This window comes from Methylobacterium sp. BI1, assembly GCF_056680125.1.
Map to the genome: position 1 here is coordinate 3,653,401 of NZ_CM155267.1, position 13,666 is coordinate 3,667,066.

Here is a 13,666-nt window from a genome sequence, read left to right on the forward strand (position 1 = left end):
TTCCGTTCGGTGAGCGCGCACGAAAAAGGGCGCCCGAGGGCGCCCTTCCATATGGTCACAGGCCTCTCCGCGCGATCAGCGCTCGAGGTAGCTCTTCAGGGTCGAGATGCGGTTGCCGACGAGGCGGACGGCGCGTTTCAGGCGATCTTCCGATACGCCGAGGCGCGTGGCCATCGCGCTGCGCTGCTGGGTGTCGAAGATGTCGAGGTGGGTCTTTCCGGTCTTGGTATCGAGCGGTTCCGTGAGCATGGGAAGGCCTCTGCTATGCCGGGCTGGAACGTAAGCCGCACGGGTCATGGGGATTGGAGGCAGAACGTCGCCGGGGCGCGTTTGTTGCGCCAGTCCGGGCAGAATTCAACGAATCGCATCAGGCTTTTACGCCGCAACTCTGGCGCGCGGTCGTGCCCGCTCAGCCGGGCGGGGTCGCACCCGCCTGGGCGTCGGCCCGCGCATCCGTCTCGCGCTTGCCCGGTGCCGGCACGGCGCTCTCGGGATAGCGCTTGCGGTATTCCGAAAGGAACGCCTGAAGCGTCTCGGCGCTGGTGGCCTTCTGGGCAATCTCGCGGAAGCCCGCGGTACGGACGGCGTTGGCCTGGGTGAGGAGGGCGAAGGTGCGGGCATCCACGCTCTCGGCCATCGGACCTGCGAATTTCGCGCGCAGGCGCTCGAGACCAAGGGTCTCGCTGGCGAGCCCGTAGGCGATCGCCGCGCGGAGGATGTCCGTGCGGGCGGCGTCGTCGAGGGGCGCGCGGCGGCGCCAGGCATCGCCCACCAGCGCCTCGTGCGCCTCCCCGGCCTCGCGCCAGCGCCGGCCGGTCCAGAGGATGTCCGCCCTGAGGCGGTCGGCGTCGGGTCCCGTCTCGCCCTCGATGGTCTCCAGGGCGAGGTCGGTACGGGACAGATCGGACAGGGCGCGCGCGCGCAGCAGCGCCCGCGCCCGGCGCAGATCCTCGGGCAATTCGGGCAGGTAGGTGGCGTCCAGGGTCTGAAGGGCCTGCAGCGGCTTCTCGTCCATGAGACGGATGGCGGCAAGCCGCGCGGCCGTGCCCGCTCGGCTGGGACCGCTCAGGCGATGGTCGATCTGATGCTGCAGCAGTTCGGAGGCGGAATCGAGGAGATCCAACTCCACGAGGCGATCCGACAGCCGCCGGACGATCTCGTCGCCGCGGCGGCCCAGGGGGGCGAACTCCTTGAAGTCGAAATACAGCGCCAGGGCCTCGACGCCGGACAGCTTGGCGCTGCGCTCACCGAGGTAGAGATCCTCGAAGAGGGTCTGGGCCATGTCGTGCACGTCACGTACCAGCGGTAGATCCGTACCGATGGAATCGGCGCGACGGGCGGTCATCATCGCCTGACGCCAGCGTCCCGCTTCGACGTAGAGCTTGGCCAGGGCCGAGATGGTTCGCGGCTCGAGGTCGCCGCCGTGCCAGGACAGGGCGAGCAATTCCAGGCGCTCGATGGCGTCCGCCACCGGGATCTTCCCCGCCGCGTGCCCCAGCACGGTCGCCCTCAGGCGGGCCGAGGCGGCAACCGCCGCCTCTCCGCTGTCGCTCAGGCGCTCATAGGCATCGAGCGCGGCCACGGTCTGGCCGGTGACCTCGTCGATCCGGGCGCGCAGCAGGGCGAGACGTTCCTGGGTCGGGCGGTCCGCCGCGCGGGTGGCCGCGACGATCTGGCGGTTGGCCGCATCCCAGTCTCCGGTCTCGACCGCGGCTTCGGCGGCCGCGGTGCGCAGGAGCGCCTGGAGGTCGTCGGGATAGCGGTCGAGCACGTTCGCGGTCGCGCGGAACGAGGCATCGGCCGCGCTCCAGCGACCCTCGAGGGCTTCGAGATAGCCCTGCCATAGCCGTGCCTCGGGATCGTTCCTGAGGATCTCGACGGCCAGACTCGTGCGCATGTCGGACGTACGCCCGATCAAGGCGTTCCCGATCACGGTGAGCATCGGGATATCGCGCTGGCCGGCCAGGACGGGATCGTCGCCGAAGGTGGTCTTCAGGACGCCGAGGGCTTCCAGGGAGAGGCGGTTGGCGAGCATCGTGCGCGCCAGGACCATCCGGAGCGGTCCGCGCGCGGCGCGCGGTGCCTCCGCGGCCGCCTCGAGCTGGTCGCGGATCAGCTCGCGGGTGTCGCCGCGCTGCGAGGCCTCCCAGGGACCCCGATTCACCGCGAGGTCGCTCAGGGTCGTCAGCGGCGCATCGGCGGCGCGCGCGACGCCGGAGACGGCCATGCCGCTCTCCCGGCCGATCGCGACCCCGTCGAGGTCCGGCCGTACCAGGAGGTCGTCCGCCTGCGCCAGGACCGCGACGCCCTGCCGGCTCGGCAGCAGCTCGAAGTCGACGAAGACCTGACGCTTCGGGATCCCGGCCGGCTTCGGTCCCCGGCCCGTGACGACGGCGATGCGCTCCCCGTCGAGGCTGAGCCAGGAGGCGACCCCGGGGTTCGGGAGATGCACGCCGACACTGATCCGCCCGGCCGCATCGGCGACGCGAATGGCCGAGAGAGCCTCGCTCGCCGACAGGTTCTCGCCGGCCACCAGTTCCCAGCCGGTCGGTGCCCCAGCTGGCCCGACGGGCACGAGGTCCAGGAGGCGGTCGCGCGGGACGGGGAAGCGCAGGGTGACGATCCGACCGGTCCGCGTCGGCGGACCGAGCGGCGCGAGCATGGGATCGCCCGAGGGGACGATGACCGGGTCCGCGGTCTCGAAGACCAGATTGGCGATGCCCGCGCGCTCGAACAGGGCGGCCGGCGGCAGGGACTTGAACGGGAACACGAGGCCGGGGCCGCTCGGGCGCTGGATCGCCACGGCGGAAGGCGCCGCCGGCGGAGGCATGGACGTCTCCGCCGTCTGCCCCGGCGTCGGTTGCGGCGCCCTCTCGGGTTTGGCGTCAGCCGCCCTGATTTCCATCGCCTTATCAGTCGTCTTGGCCTCGGCCGTCTTGGCCTCGGCCATTTTGGCTTCCACCGCCTTGGCCCCAACGATGGGCCCGACGCCCTCTCCGCCCTTCGCATCCTGCACGGCGGCCTTCGGCTTCTCGGCCGGCTTGCGGACGACGTCGATCGTCGCGCCGTCTTCGTCGCTGAAAGTTCGGATCTCGTAGCCGTCCGCGGGGGTGACGAGCAGGCGGGCGCCGGCCTCGTCGCCCTCGACCGCCAGGCTCTCGATGGATGGCTTCAAGCGCCCCCGGGTGGCGACTTCGTCGATGCGCCAGGCCCCCGGGATCACGAGGCGCGTGGCCGGGCCGACGGTCTCGAAGCGCGGTGCGGCGGACACCGGGGCACGCAGGCTCAGGCGGGTGAGCGTCGGAAGATGAGCCAGTTCGAGGCGCAGGGTCTTCGGCTCGGCGAGGGGACGCGCCGCACGCAGGGCCGCCTCAGCCGCCTGGGTCCGCCGGAACAGCTCGGCCACCACCTCCGGCGGCAGGGCCGGCGGCAGACCGCTCCAATCCTGTGGCAGGAGATCGACGAAGACCTTCTCCCCCGCTTCCTGGACGTTGACGCGGTAGGGACGTTGCAGGGCCAGCCGCAGGCCCAGGCCGTCGGGATCGCGCCGCACGGCTGAGACGTAGTCCGGCATCTCGGCGGCGATTCGCTCGGGGCCGGCACTCGTCTTCTCCGAGAAGCCGAGGACGAGCACGGACCCGGACGTCCGTGCCTTGACCGAAACCGGGCTGTCGAAGGTCAGGACGAGGCGCCCGTAGCGCTCGATCTGCGCCCCCTTGATCGTCGTGAGGCGCGCGGCGGTCGCGTCCGTCCCCCCGCAGAGGGTCGCGGCCACGATCGAGATCGCGGCGAGGCCGGCCCGAAGCCGACGCCGTCGTGTCGCGATACCGGCATCGAGAGCCATCGCAGGATACGCCAAACCCATGGGGCGGAGCGACTCGCAGCCGAGCCGATCCGCCTTACGCCGCACTGTCCGGGCACTCTCGCCCGTCGAGGCTAACGGGCGCTTAAGACGCGGTGCCGCTTTGTCCGGACCGCTAACGTTTGGCGATCAGACCCGGGATCGTCCGGCCGGCCTCGCCGAAATTCTCGGCGGCGCGGGCGCAATTGGCGGAAATGTCCTTGGTGTAGATCTCCGTATAGGCTCGGCTGCGCAGGTTCAGGTCGCCCTGGGCCAGGTCGTCCGGTGCGACGCCGAGCCCGGCGACGACGGAGTTCAAGCGCTCGGTGTTCGGCTTGAGGTCGCGGCAGTAGGTCTCCACGAAGGCGAGCAGGCCGGCGAGCTTGGCCGCGCTGTTCTTCTGGCGCTCGGCCTTGACCTCGGCGGCCGTCGGCGGGGGCCCGGATGGCTTCTCGGGCAGCCGTTCCTCCTGGGCCCGCACCGGCGCCGCAAGGGCTCCGGCCACCAGCAGGGGCATCACGCTTCGGGTGAACAGGGCCGATCGCTTCATGGCTGCACTCCTGGGGTTCGGCCCCGCCACGGTCCGACTCAGCTCGTCAGCGCGATGGCGCGGGCGAGCGCGTTGGCGAACCCTTCGAGCGGAACCGTGATGGTGACGGGCTCCTTGGCCTCCGGCTTCGTCGCGGAAACCAGCAGGTTCTTGGAGGTCTTCATCGTGTCGGTCGCCAGGGTGGGCAGGCTGATGGGCACGAGACATCCCTCCTGGCTGCAGGACAGATAGGGTGCGCCCTTGCCGAGCACGGCCTCGTCGAGCTTGAAGGAGATGCCGGGCTCGATGGCGAGGCCGAGCGGCATCAGGATGAAGCCCTGTGCGCGCCCATCGCTCGGAGGACGGATCTCCAGGGCGAATTCGCGCCGTCCCTTGGCCCCCTGGGCCTGCATGATCGCGCATTCCGCCTTGGCGTCGGCCTTGGCGTCGGCCTTCGCGCAGGTCACGGTCCAGTCGCCATAGACTTCGGTGAGCGAGCTTGCGCCGGTCGGCCAGCCTGCGGTTGCGGTGGCAGGCGCGGAGGCGGCGACCGGCGTCGGAGTCGCGGGCTTCGCCGGAGCCGGCTTCGGCGGGGCGGCCTTGCGCGGTTTCGGCTTGGCCGGCGCCTCGGTGGCGGCCGGAGCTTCGGCGTCCTGGGCAGCGGCGGGAGCCGCCACGGTCAGGGCGAAGCTCAGGACGGCGAGGACTCGGATCAGGCTGGTGGACGGCACGTGCTTGGCTCCCCGAACCCGCGCGGTGGGGATTTCATCCGCTCGGGATGCCTGCCCCTAGTCGGGCGCGCACGAACGCGCAATGGAGGCACGGACAACCCAGTGGATGACCGCCCGCAAACGTCAGGGCGGTCAGCGCCGGGGCGGAGGCGCCGGTGCGTCGATCGCCGGGAGCTCGTTCGGGCCGAGACCGGCCGCGACCGTGGCCGCCGGGCCGCCGCCTTGCCCGCGCGCCCGGTTGGCCAGGGCCACGGTGAGCTTTTCCGCCGGTTCCGACTGCATCAGCGCCAGCACCTCGGCCATCTTGCGCGGATTCATCGCCAGGACGATGGGCACGAGGACGTCGAGGCTCAGCCGGTCGAACACCCGCGCGGCGTCCTTCGGCTTCATCGTCTCGTACATCGTGACGATGTTCTTCAGCGCGGTCCGCTCGGCTTCCGCGCGCTGCGAACTGCCCCCCTCGGCCTTGTCCTCGCCCTGCTTGAGCGTGTCGACGCCCTCCTCCAGCCTGCGTTCGGCGGTGCCGAGCAACTGCTCGCGCAGATCGAGGGCCTCGCTGCGCTGCTTGAGGGTATCGCGGCGGGCCGCGAGGCGTTCGAGGATGGCGCGCTCGGAGGCCGGCATCGGCTCCGGCGGCGGCGGCGGGCGCGGTGCCGGTTTCTCGGGCTCCGGGGCCGGCTTCTCGGGCTCCTTCGGCGTCACCGAGCCTGTGGTGGACGGGTCGGCCGGTTCGTAATTCGTGCGGGCCTTGGCGAGGACGCGCGCAAAATCCGGCATCGTCGCGCCTGGCTGCGGCTTCGTTTCCTCCACCGCGATGGCGGCGACCTTCAGCACCAGGAGTCCGGCCGCCGCCAGGGTCACGGCATCGATCAGGCGCAGCTTGAGCGGCCGCGTCTGTCGGAACCGGACGAGGCTGCCGGATCGCGTCCCGGGGGAGGGCTTCGTCACGCGGCCTTGCTCCGCAGGCGACCCAGGGCGCGCTCGGACATGGCGAGGGCGGCGGCGGCGGCGACCCCGAGGCGTTCGCCGTTCGGGCTCGACGGCGCGGGCGGCGCGACGCGGACGGGCGGGATCACGCGCTCGAGGTCGCGCGGCTCCGCCAGGGGCGCCGGCGCCGCCGTGCGCACGATCTCACGGGCCGGGGCGGCCTGCGCCACGATTGAGGCGATGCGGGCGATCACCGTCTCGCCCGCCTCCACATGGGCGGCGAGGTCGGTGGCGTAGCGCTCGGCGGTGCCGAGGCGGTCGGCCAGGGTCCGGTCGCACTCGTCGAGGGTGGCGCGCAGGCCGACGATGGCCCGCTCGGCGGTGGAACTCGCCATGACGAGGTCGCCGATGGTCTGGCGCAGGGCCGCCTCGTCGGCCTTGAGCTTGGTGATGCGACCGCTCAGGCGCATCGAGGAGACGATGCTGGCGACCAGCAGGACGGCGACAAGGCCATCGGCCAGGAGGGTGACGAGGAGGCTCATGGCTGGTCGCGTCACCCGTCGTTGCGGTTGTTCATGGAGGCCTCGAAGGCCTGGAGCGTGGTGCGCGACCGGCGCAGCGGCCGGGTGAGCTGCACCGCGATGTTGTCGTCGATCCGGCCGATTCGGCCCTGGGTCAGGGCCCAGTCGCCGCAGCGCACCGCGATCAGGTCCGAGGGTTTGGTGTCGAACATCAGGGTGTCGCCGACCTTCAGCGAAAGCACCTTCTTCAGGGGCAGCATCATCTCGTGCAAAACCGCCTCCATGGTGGCGTCGGCCTGCCAGATCTCCGTGGCGAGGTGGCTTTCCCAGACGTGGTCGCGTCCGAGCTTCTCGCCCATGAAGCTCTGCATGAGCAGTTCACGGATCGGCTCGATGGTGGCGTAGGGGAACAGGATCTGCAGCAGGCCGCCGCGCCCGTCCATGTCGAGCTTGAGGCTGATCAGGATGGCGGCGTTGGCGGGCCGGGTGATGGTGGCGAAGCGCGGGTTGGTCTCGATCCGGTCGATGGCGAAGCGCACCGGCGAGAGCGGCTGGAACGAGAGCTCGAGGTCCGTGAGGATGATCTCCACGAGGCGCCGCACGAGCTGCATCTCGATGGTGGTGAAGGGACGCCCGTCCAGGCGGGTCGACGAGCCGCCGCGCTTGCCGCCGAGGAGCAGGTCGAGGGTGGAGTAGGCGAGGTTCGACTCCACCGTGACGAGCCCGGAATTCTCCCAGGCATCGGCCCGGAAGACGCCGAGCAGCGTCGGCAGCGGGATCGCGTTCAGGTAGTCGCCGAAACGCACCGAGGTGATGTTGTCGAGAGTCACCTCGACGTTGTCCTGGAAGAAATTGCGCAAGGATGTCGACAACAACCGGATCATCCGGTCGAAGACGATTTCCAGCATCGGCAGGCGTTCGTACTGAACGACGCCGGAATCGACGATGGCGCGGACGCCGCCGGCCCCGGAGGCCGAGAGCTCGCGCAGGGAGAAGCCGAGGACGCCGTCGATCTCGTCCTGGTTCAGGATGCGGTCGTTGCCGGCCAGTTCGGGGAGATTGTCGGTCTCCCCGTCCTCGATCATCGTCGCCCATTCGGCGGCGACGTCGCTGGCATGGGTGGTGGTGCCCTGCTCGGCGAGCGCTGCGCCCCACTCGTCGGCGAGCGAGGCTTCGCCCCCCTCGCCGTTCTGGGCGATGAGGGCTGCGGCCCAGTCGTCCTCGTCGATCTCGTCTTCCGGTCCGGCCATCAGACTCTCGTCACCTGCGAAACTTCATCCATCCCGATCGGCGGCGCCCGCCTACTGGATCACCACGTCCTTGAAGAGGACCGCCTCCGCCCGGGCCGGATGGATGGCGACGTTGACCCGGCGCAGCAATTCCTCGCGCAGGCGATAGATACCGGCCGACCCGGCGAGGTCGCTCGCACGCAGCTCGCGCAGGTAGACCTGGAAAGCGTCCTCGATGCGCGGCATCAGGGGCTTCACCTCGCCCTCGACCTTGGCGTCCTTGAGTTCGATCGCGACCTTGATCTTGGCGAAGCGCGTCCGGTCCTGGCCCGGCTCGCTGGCGAGATTGATCATCATCTCGCGGACATCGAGGAACACCACCGGCTTCTTCACCTCGGCGGCCGCTTCGGCGTGGCCGTCGCCGGCCTTCTTCTTCAGGAAGACGAAACCGCCGCCGCCCACCAGCGCCAGCACCACCGCGCCGATGATGATGAGCTTCTTCTTGCCGCCTTTCGGGGCCTCGCCCTCCGCGCCCTCCTCACCCTCGGCGGCGGCCTTCTTCGGCTTCTTGGCCATCGCTGGACCTCGGGACTGCGCGGTGGGGCGAGCGGGACCCGCTCGACGGCATCGACACCCTCGGATGTCGACCCTCGCAGAGGTATCGGGCCAGCAAGGTTAACGCGTCGTTAAGGCGGCAAAAGCTGCCGGGTCGGACTTGCCGCGCGGCCGCACACGGCAGGCGCTGGCTGGTCGTCGATATCTATTTAACACACTGAATACGCTCGAAAAATACGAATTTCCGGAGCTGGCACGGCCCATGCGGATGTCGGGACAACATCGCTCGTTGGGGCTGAGAGTGTCATGCAGAACGCATTGTTCGTGGGGGTTTCGAGCCAGGTCGCGCTCCAGCGCGAGCTGGACGTCATCGCCAACAACATGGCCAACATCTCCACCAACGGCTTCAAGGGGCGAAACAGCCGGTTCCAGGAATACCTGATGCCGGTGGCGAGCGTGGATTCCTTCCAGAGGCCGGACCGCCGCGTCTCCTACGTGATCGACCAGGGCACCGCCCTGGACCTCGCCCAAGGACCCATCGAGCAGACCGGCAATCCCCTCCACGTGGCGGTGCGCGGCGAGGCCTTCCTGGTGGTGCGCACCCCGAACGGCGACCGCTACACCCGCAACGGCGCGTTCGAGACCGACGCCCAGGGGACGCTGGTCACCAGCGACGGGTACCCGGTGCAGGGCGAGGCGGGGCCGATCCAGATCGGCCAGCAGGAGACCGGCGTGTCGATCGGCCCGGACGGCACGGTCTCGACCAACCTCGGCATCCGCGGTCGCGTCCGCCTGGTCACCTTCGCGAACCCCCAGGCCCTGACCAACGAGGGCGCGAATCTCTACGCCTCCGCGGCACAGCCCCAGGCGGCCGGCCTCGCCGGCCGGGTGGAAGCCGGCGCCCTGGAGCGCTCGAACGTGAAGCCCGTCATCGAGATGACCCGGCTCATGGACGTGAATCGCACCTACACCATGGTCTCGGGCGTGATCTCGCGCCTCGACGACCTGCGCGGCACGGCGATCCGCCGTCTCGCCGACGTCGCGTAAGGATCTCCGCAGATGCGCGCCCTCTACGCTGCCGCCACCGGCATGGCGGCCCAGGAACTCAACGTCCAGGTCATCTCGAACAACATCGCGAACCTGCGCACCACCGGCTACAAGCGCCAGCAGCCGCATTTCCAGGATCTGCTCTACCAGAACCTGCGCCGGGCGGGCTCCTCGACCTCCGACCAGAACACCCAGCTGCCCGCGGGCCTCGCCATCGGCTCGGGCGTGAAGACGACGTCGACCGCCCGGGTGATGTCGCAGGGAACGCTGACGAGCACCGAGAAGGAATACGACGTCGCCATCCGCGGCGAGGGCCTGTTCCGGGTGACGCTGCCGGACGGGCGCACGGCCTATACCCGTGATGGCTCGTTCGACCTCTCGGCCCAGGGGCAGCTCGTCACCCGCGACGGCTACCTCGTCGATCCCGGGGTGACGGTGCCGAACAACGCCACGTCGGTGACGATCAGCGCTCAGGGCGCGGTCCAGGCCACCGTCCCGGGGCAGACCGCGCCGCAGGCCCTGGGCCAGTTCCAGCTCGCCCGCTTCGTGAACAAGGTCGGCCTCGAATCGATCGGCGACAACCTGTTCATCGAGACCGCCGGCTCCGGCCCGGCGATCAACGGCCTGCCCGGCTCGGAAGGCTTCGGCAACCTGCAGCAGAGCTACCTGGAGGAGGCGAACGTCAACGCCGTCACAGAGATCTCGTCGCTGATCGCGGCGCAGCGCGCCTACGAGATGAACTCTAAGGTGGTGACCGCCGCCGACCAGATGCTCTCGACCACCTCCCAGATGTTCCGCAGCTGATCGAGGTCCTGACCATGCATGCCCTCAGACAGATCGCCCCCCGCCGCCCGACCCGGGTCTCGACCCTGAGCGTCGCCATCGTGGGCCGGACCCTGCTGGCCGTCCTGGCCTTCTCGTTCCTCACCTTCCAGGTCCTCGCCCAGGAGGCCCGTTCCAGCGGCACGCCCCTAAGGCTGCGCGGCGACGTCACCGCCCGCGGCGACGTTCTCACTCTTGGCGATCTCGTCGAGGGGAGCTCTGCGGAGACGGCGCAGCGTCCGCTGTTCCGGGCGCCGGCCCTCGGCGCCACCGGCACGATCCAGGCGCGTCGCATCGCCGATGCGGTGGCCGGTCTCGGGCTCGGCCCGGTGGAGACCGGCGGCCGGGTCCAGGTCTCGGTCCAGCGCGCCGCCCGCCGGGTGACGCAGCCGGAGATCGAGGCTGCCCTGAAGCGCGCCCTGGAATCCGGCTACGGCGTCGATCCGCGCAACCTCGCCATCCGCCTCGACGGCGAGGCCCCGACCCTTCTGGCTCCCCTGGACCTGAACGGTCAGGCCGTCGCCCTCGACCTGAGCTACGATCCGCGCTCGCGCCGGATCGCCGGTCTGATCACCCTGGGCGAGCGCCAGGCATCCCTCCGGGTCTCCGGCCAGGTCATGGAGATCCGGGAGGTCGCCGTCCTGGGGCGCAGCCTCAATCGCGGCGAGACGATCAACGCGGCCGACCTGACCCTCGAGCGCCGTCCGCGCGAGGCGACGCCGTCGGACGCGCAGGGATCCCTCGGCGATCTCGCCGGACAGGTGGCGCAGCGCAGCCTCAGCGCCGGTGCGATCCTGCGCTCGGGCGACCTCGCGCCGCCCGACCTCGTCGCCCGGGGCGAGGCCGTCACGATCCTCTTCGATTCCCCCGGCCTCAATCTCTCCCTCCGCGGACTGGCCAACGAGGGGGGCCGCCTCGGCGCCATGATCACGGTCACCAACCCGGTCTCGAAGAAGATCCTGTCCGCCACCGTGACCGGTCCCGGCCGCGTCTCCGTCGGTCCCGCGCCCCTGGTGCGCCAGGCCAGCGCCGCCCTCGACGGTCCCGCGCTTCAGCGCTGAGCCGCCCCGTCCGCGTCCCCTTTCGGTTTGCCAAAGGTTCGGTCCCGATGACCCACCGCGTCTCCCCTGCCCTCGCCGTCGCGCTCCTCTGCACGACTCTCGGCGCCTGCAACACCGCGGACCGCCTGTCCCAGATCGGTGCGACGCCGGCGCTTTCGGCCATCGAGGACCCGACCGCCCAGGCCGGATACAAGCCGGTGCGACTGCCGATGCCGGAGGTGCAGCCGGTTTCGTACGCTCCGAACTCCCTGTGGCGGACGGGCTCGCGCGCCTTCTTCAAGGACCAGCGGGCCGCCCGGATCGGCGACCTCGTCACCGTGAAGGTCAACGTCACCGACAAGGCGAACCTGAACAACGAGACCAAGCGATCGCGCTCGAACGCCGAGGGCTTCGGCCTCCCCAACGCCTTCGGCCTGGAGAGCAGCAAAGGGGTGGCGGCGGCCGGGATCAGCCCCGACAAGCTCATCAACGCCACCTCGACCACCTCGAGCGACGGTGCGGGTTCGGTTCAGCGCAACGAGACCGTGACCACCAGCGTCGCGGCCATCGTCACGCAGGTGCTGCCCAACGGAAACCTCGTGGTGGAGGGCAAGCAGGAGATCCGCATCAACTTCGAGGTTCGCGAACTCATCGTCGCGGGCGTGGTCCGGCCCGAGGACATCGAGTCCGACAACACCATTGATTCGAGCAAGATCGCCCAGGCCCGGATCGCCTATGGCGGTCGCGGCCAGATCACAGATGTGCAGCAGCCGCGCTACGGCCAGCAACTGGTCGACGTGCTGCTGCCGTTCTGAGCCCCGTCGGAGCCCGTTCGTCCCATTCGGATCGCTGTCCGAGTGGGCCGGACGGCTCAATCGTCCCGGTAGACCCGCTCGCGGCGCTCGTGGCGCTCCTGCGCCTCGAGCGACAGCGTCGCGATGGGGCGGGCATCCAGGCGCTTCAGCGAGATCGGCTCGCCGGTCTCCTCGCAATAGCCGTACGACCCATCCTCCAGCCGTGACAGGGCGGCGTCGATCTTGCCGGTGAGCTTGCGCTGCCGGTCGCGCGCCCGCAACTCGATGGCCCGGTCCGTTTCGGAGGAGGCACGATCCGCCAAATCAGGATGATTTTCGTTCTCGGTCTGTAATGCGACCAGCGTATCCTGAGCCTCACGCAGAATATCGGACTTCCAGCCGAGCAATTTGCGACGGAAATACTCCCGCTGCCGATCATTCATGAACGGCTCGCTCTCACTTGGTACGTACCCGTCCTCAATCGTGACCTTCGCCATTCGCGCCTCTTGCAGCCGGTCCGCGGCGATCATTTTGCGTGGCTATAATGCAGGGTGCAGGCCACGACAACGCATCGTGATCACCGCACCCCGCAATCCTCTCGGATGTTTTGCGCGCTGCGGCAAACACGCAACGGCTGCAAAGGCGCCACCGGAGGCTGTGCACTGCAACAGCGGCCGCGCTTTGTCACTCAGAATCTGTCCTGCGTTAAAATGCAGGTCTTCGTCGTGAGCGATCCCGAACGCGCCTGCGCCCGTGGGCTGGCCGTGGCGCTCAGGTGGCGACTGCGAGCGATCCCGCGCCGTGGAGGTGAAAATTCCGGAGCGAGGCTTTTGCTGCAGATTTTCGTCCCTGCACCGGAAGAAATATTTAGGAAACTGCTAAATTTCGGTGAAATGCAAGTGTTTTAGCTTCAGGGGCCGTAATTTGATAGCGAAATGACAGTAAAATAGCAGGGGAACAGCCCTCGATGCGTGCGGTTCTCTCAGGGCGATGCTCGCGGGACGCTTCCGGTTTCTCGGCCCCGACCCCGCGGGTGATCGCGCCCCTTTCCCCTCGTCACGACTTCGGAGATCGCCCCATGGCAGCCAAGGCCAAGACCCTGCACGACGCGTTCTACGAGACCCTCAAGGATGTCTACTACGCCGAGAAACAATCCGTCCGAGCGCTGAAGAAGTCGGCCAAGGCGGCCGAGCACGCAGAACTCCGCAGCGCGTTCGAGACCCACGCGGAGGAGAGTGCCGAACAGGTCGAGCGCCTCCAGCAGGTGTTCGAGATCATCGGCAAGCCGGCCCGTGCGAAGACCTGTGAGGCGATGCAGGGCATCACCTCCGAGATGGAGGAGGATCTCGAGGATTTCGGCGACAGCCCGGCCGCCGATGCGGTTCTGGCAGCCTGTGCCCAGGCGGTCGAGCATTATGAGATCGCCCGCTACGGCACCCTCAAGACCTGGGCGCGCCAGCTCGGCTACGAGGATGCCGCCAAGCTCCTGGAACAGACTCTCGAGGAGGAGAAGAAGACCGACGCCCTGCTGAGCCAGATCGCCGAGGGGATCAACACGGAGGGCAGCGAGACTTCCGCCGGATCGGACGACACGCCGCGCGCCAAGAAGACGAAAGCCTGAGGTCGGCTC

General features: G+C 69.3%; 14 protein-coding genes. 5 read left to right on the top strand and 9 right to left on the bottom strand.

Features of this window, described 5'->3' with window-relative positions; translation table 11 throughout:
- Positions 1-75 precede the first annotated feature (75 nt).
- From AC1MGR_RS17275 to fliL, 8 genes are all read right to left on the bottom strand, one after another.
- On the bottom strand, positions 76-249 hold the full coding sequence (locus AC1MGR_RS17275; protein WP_480232357.1) for a DUF3606 domain-containing protein: 174 nt from the start codon (positions 247-249) through the stop codon (positions 76-78).
- A 160-nt stretch (positions 250-409) separates the two neighbouring features.
- Entirely contained in the window at positions 410-3,844 is a 3,435-nt protein-coding gene (locus tag AC1MGR_RS17280; protein ID WP_480232358.1) for a hypothetical protein, read from the bottom strand.
- Positions 3,845-3,977: 133 nt separating this feature from the next.
- On the bottom strand, positions 3,978-4,391 hold the full coding sequence (locus AC1MGR_RS17285) for a hypothetical protein (RefSeq protein ID WP_480232359.1): 414 nt from the start codon (positions 4,389-4,391) through the stop codon (positions 3,978-3,980).
- Between the two features lie 38 nt (positions 4,392-4,429).
- Positions 4,430-5,101: an invasion associated locus B family protein gene (locus AC1MGR_RS17290; protein ID WP_480232360.1), complete on the bottom strand. Its 672-nt coding sequence runs from the start codon at positions 5,099-5,101 to the stop codon at positions 4,430-4,432.
- A gap of 132 nt (positions 5,102-5,233) precedes the next feature.
- Positions 5,234-6,049 carry a MotE family protein gene (locus tag AC1MGR_RS17295; RefSeq protein ID WP_108037432.1) on the bottom strand — a complete coding sequence of 272 codons (816 nt, stop codon included), beginning with the start codon at positions 6,047-6,049 and terminating at the stop codon, positions 5,234-5,236.
- Entirely contained in the window at positions 6,046-6,570 is a 525-nt protein-coding gene (locus tag AC1MGR_RS17300; protein ID WP_108037434.1) for a DUF6468 domain-containing protein, read from the bottom strand. The genes AC1MGR_RS17295 and AC1MGR_RS17300 overlap by 4 nt, the downstream gene beginning before the upstream one ends.
- Positions 6,571-6,581: 11 nt before the next feature.
- On the bottom strand, positions 6,582-7,799 hold the full coding sequence (gene fliM / locus AC1MGR_RS17305; protein WP_055951326.1) for a flagellar motor switch protein FliM: 1,218 nt from the start codon (positions 7,797-7,799) through the stop codon (positions 6,582-6,584).
- Between the two features lie 51 nt (positions 7,800-7,850).
- Positions 7,851-8,354: a flagellar basal body-associated protein FliL gene (gene fliL, locus AC1MGR_RS17310; RefSeq protein WP_480232361.1), complete on the bottom strand. Its 504-nt coding sequence runs from the start codon at positions 8,352-8,354 to the stop codon at positions 7,851-7,853.
- A gap of 285 nt (positions 8,355-8,639) precedes the next feature.
- Between fliL and flgF the strand changes: the two genes are divergently transcribed.
- The 4 genes from flgF to flgH are packed head-to-tail and all read left to right on the top strand — an operon-like array spanning position 8,640 to position 12,057.
- Positions 8,640-9,380, top strand: a complete 741-nt coding sequence (gene flgF, locus AC1MGR_RS17315; RefSeq protein WP_108037439.1) for a flagellar basal-body rod protein FlgF — start codon at positions 8,640-8,642, stop codon at positions 9,378-9,380.
- A gap of 12 nt (positions 9,381-9,392) precedes the next feature.
- Entirely contained in the window at positions 9,393-10,184 is a 792-nt protein-coding gene (gene flgG, locus AC1MGR_RS17320) for a flagellar basal-body rod protein FlgG (protein WP_055951334.1), read from the top strand.
- 14 nt (positions 10,185-10,198) lie between these two features.
- The gene (flgA, locus tag AC1MGR_RS17325; RefSeq protein ID WP_108037441.1) at positions 10,199-11,263 is read left to right on the top strand and encodes a flagellar basal body P-ring formation chaperone FlgA; all 1,065 of its coding nucleotides are present in this window, start codon (positions 10,199-10,201) and stop codon (positions 11,261-11,263) included.
- Between the two features lie 47 nt (positions 11,264-11,310).
- Positions 11,311-12,057 carry a flagellar basal body L-ring protein FlgH gene (flgH, locus tag AC1MGR_RS17330; protein WP_108037443.1) on the top strand — a complete coding sequence of 249 codons (747 nt, stop codon included), beginning with the start codon at positions 11,311-11,313 and terminating at the stop codon, positions 12,055-12,057.
- Positions 12,058-12,113: 56 nt separating this feature from the next.
- On the opposite strand, the gene dksA is transcribed toward flgH, so the two are convergent.
- Positions 12,114-12,533: an RNA polymerase-binding protein DksA gene (gene dksA / locus AC1MGR_RS17335; protein WP_108037496.1), complete on the bottom strand. Its 420-nt coding sequence runs from the start codon at positions 12,531-12,533 to the stop codon at positions 12,114-12,116.
- 581 nt (positions 12,534-13,114) lie between these two features.
- Between dksA and AC1MGR_RS17340 the strand changes: the two genes are divergently transcribed.
- A complete protein-coding gene (locus AC1MGR_RS17340) occupies positions 13,115-13,657 on the top strand; it encodes a ferritin-like domain-containing protein (protein ID WP_108037446.1) in 543 nt (180 codons plus the stop codon).
- The last annotated feature ends 9 nt before the right edge of the window (positions 13,658-13,666 follow it).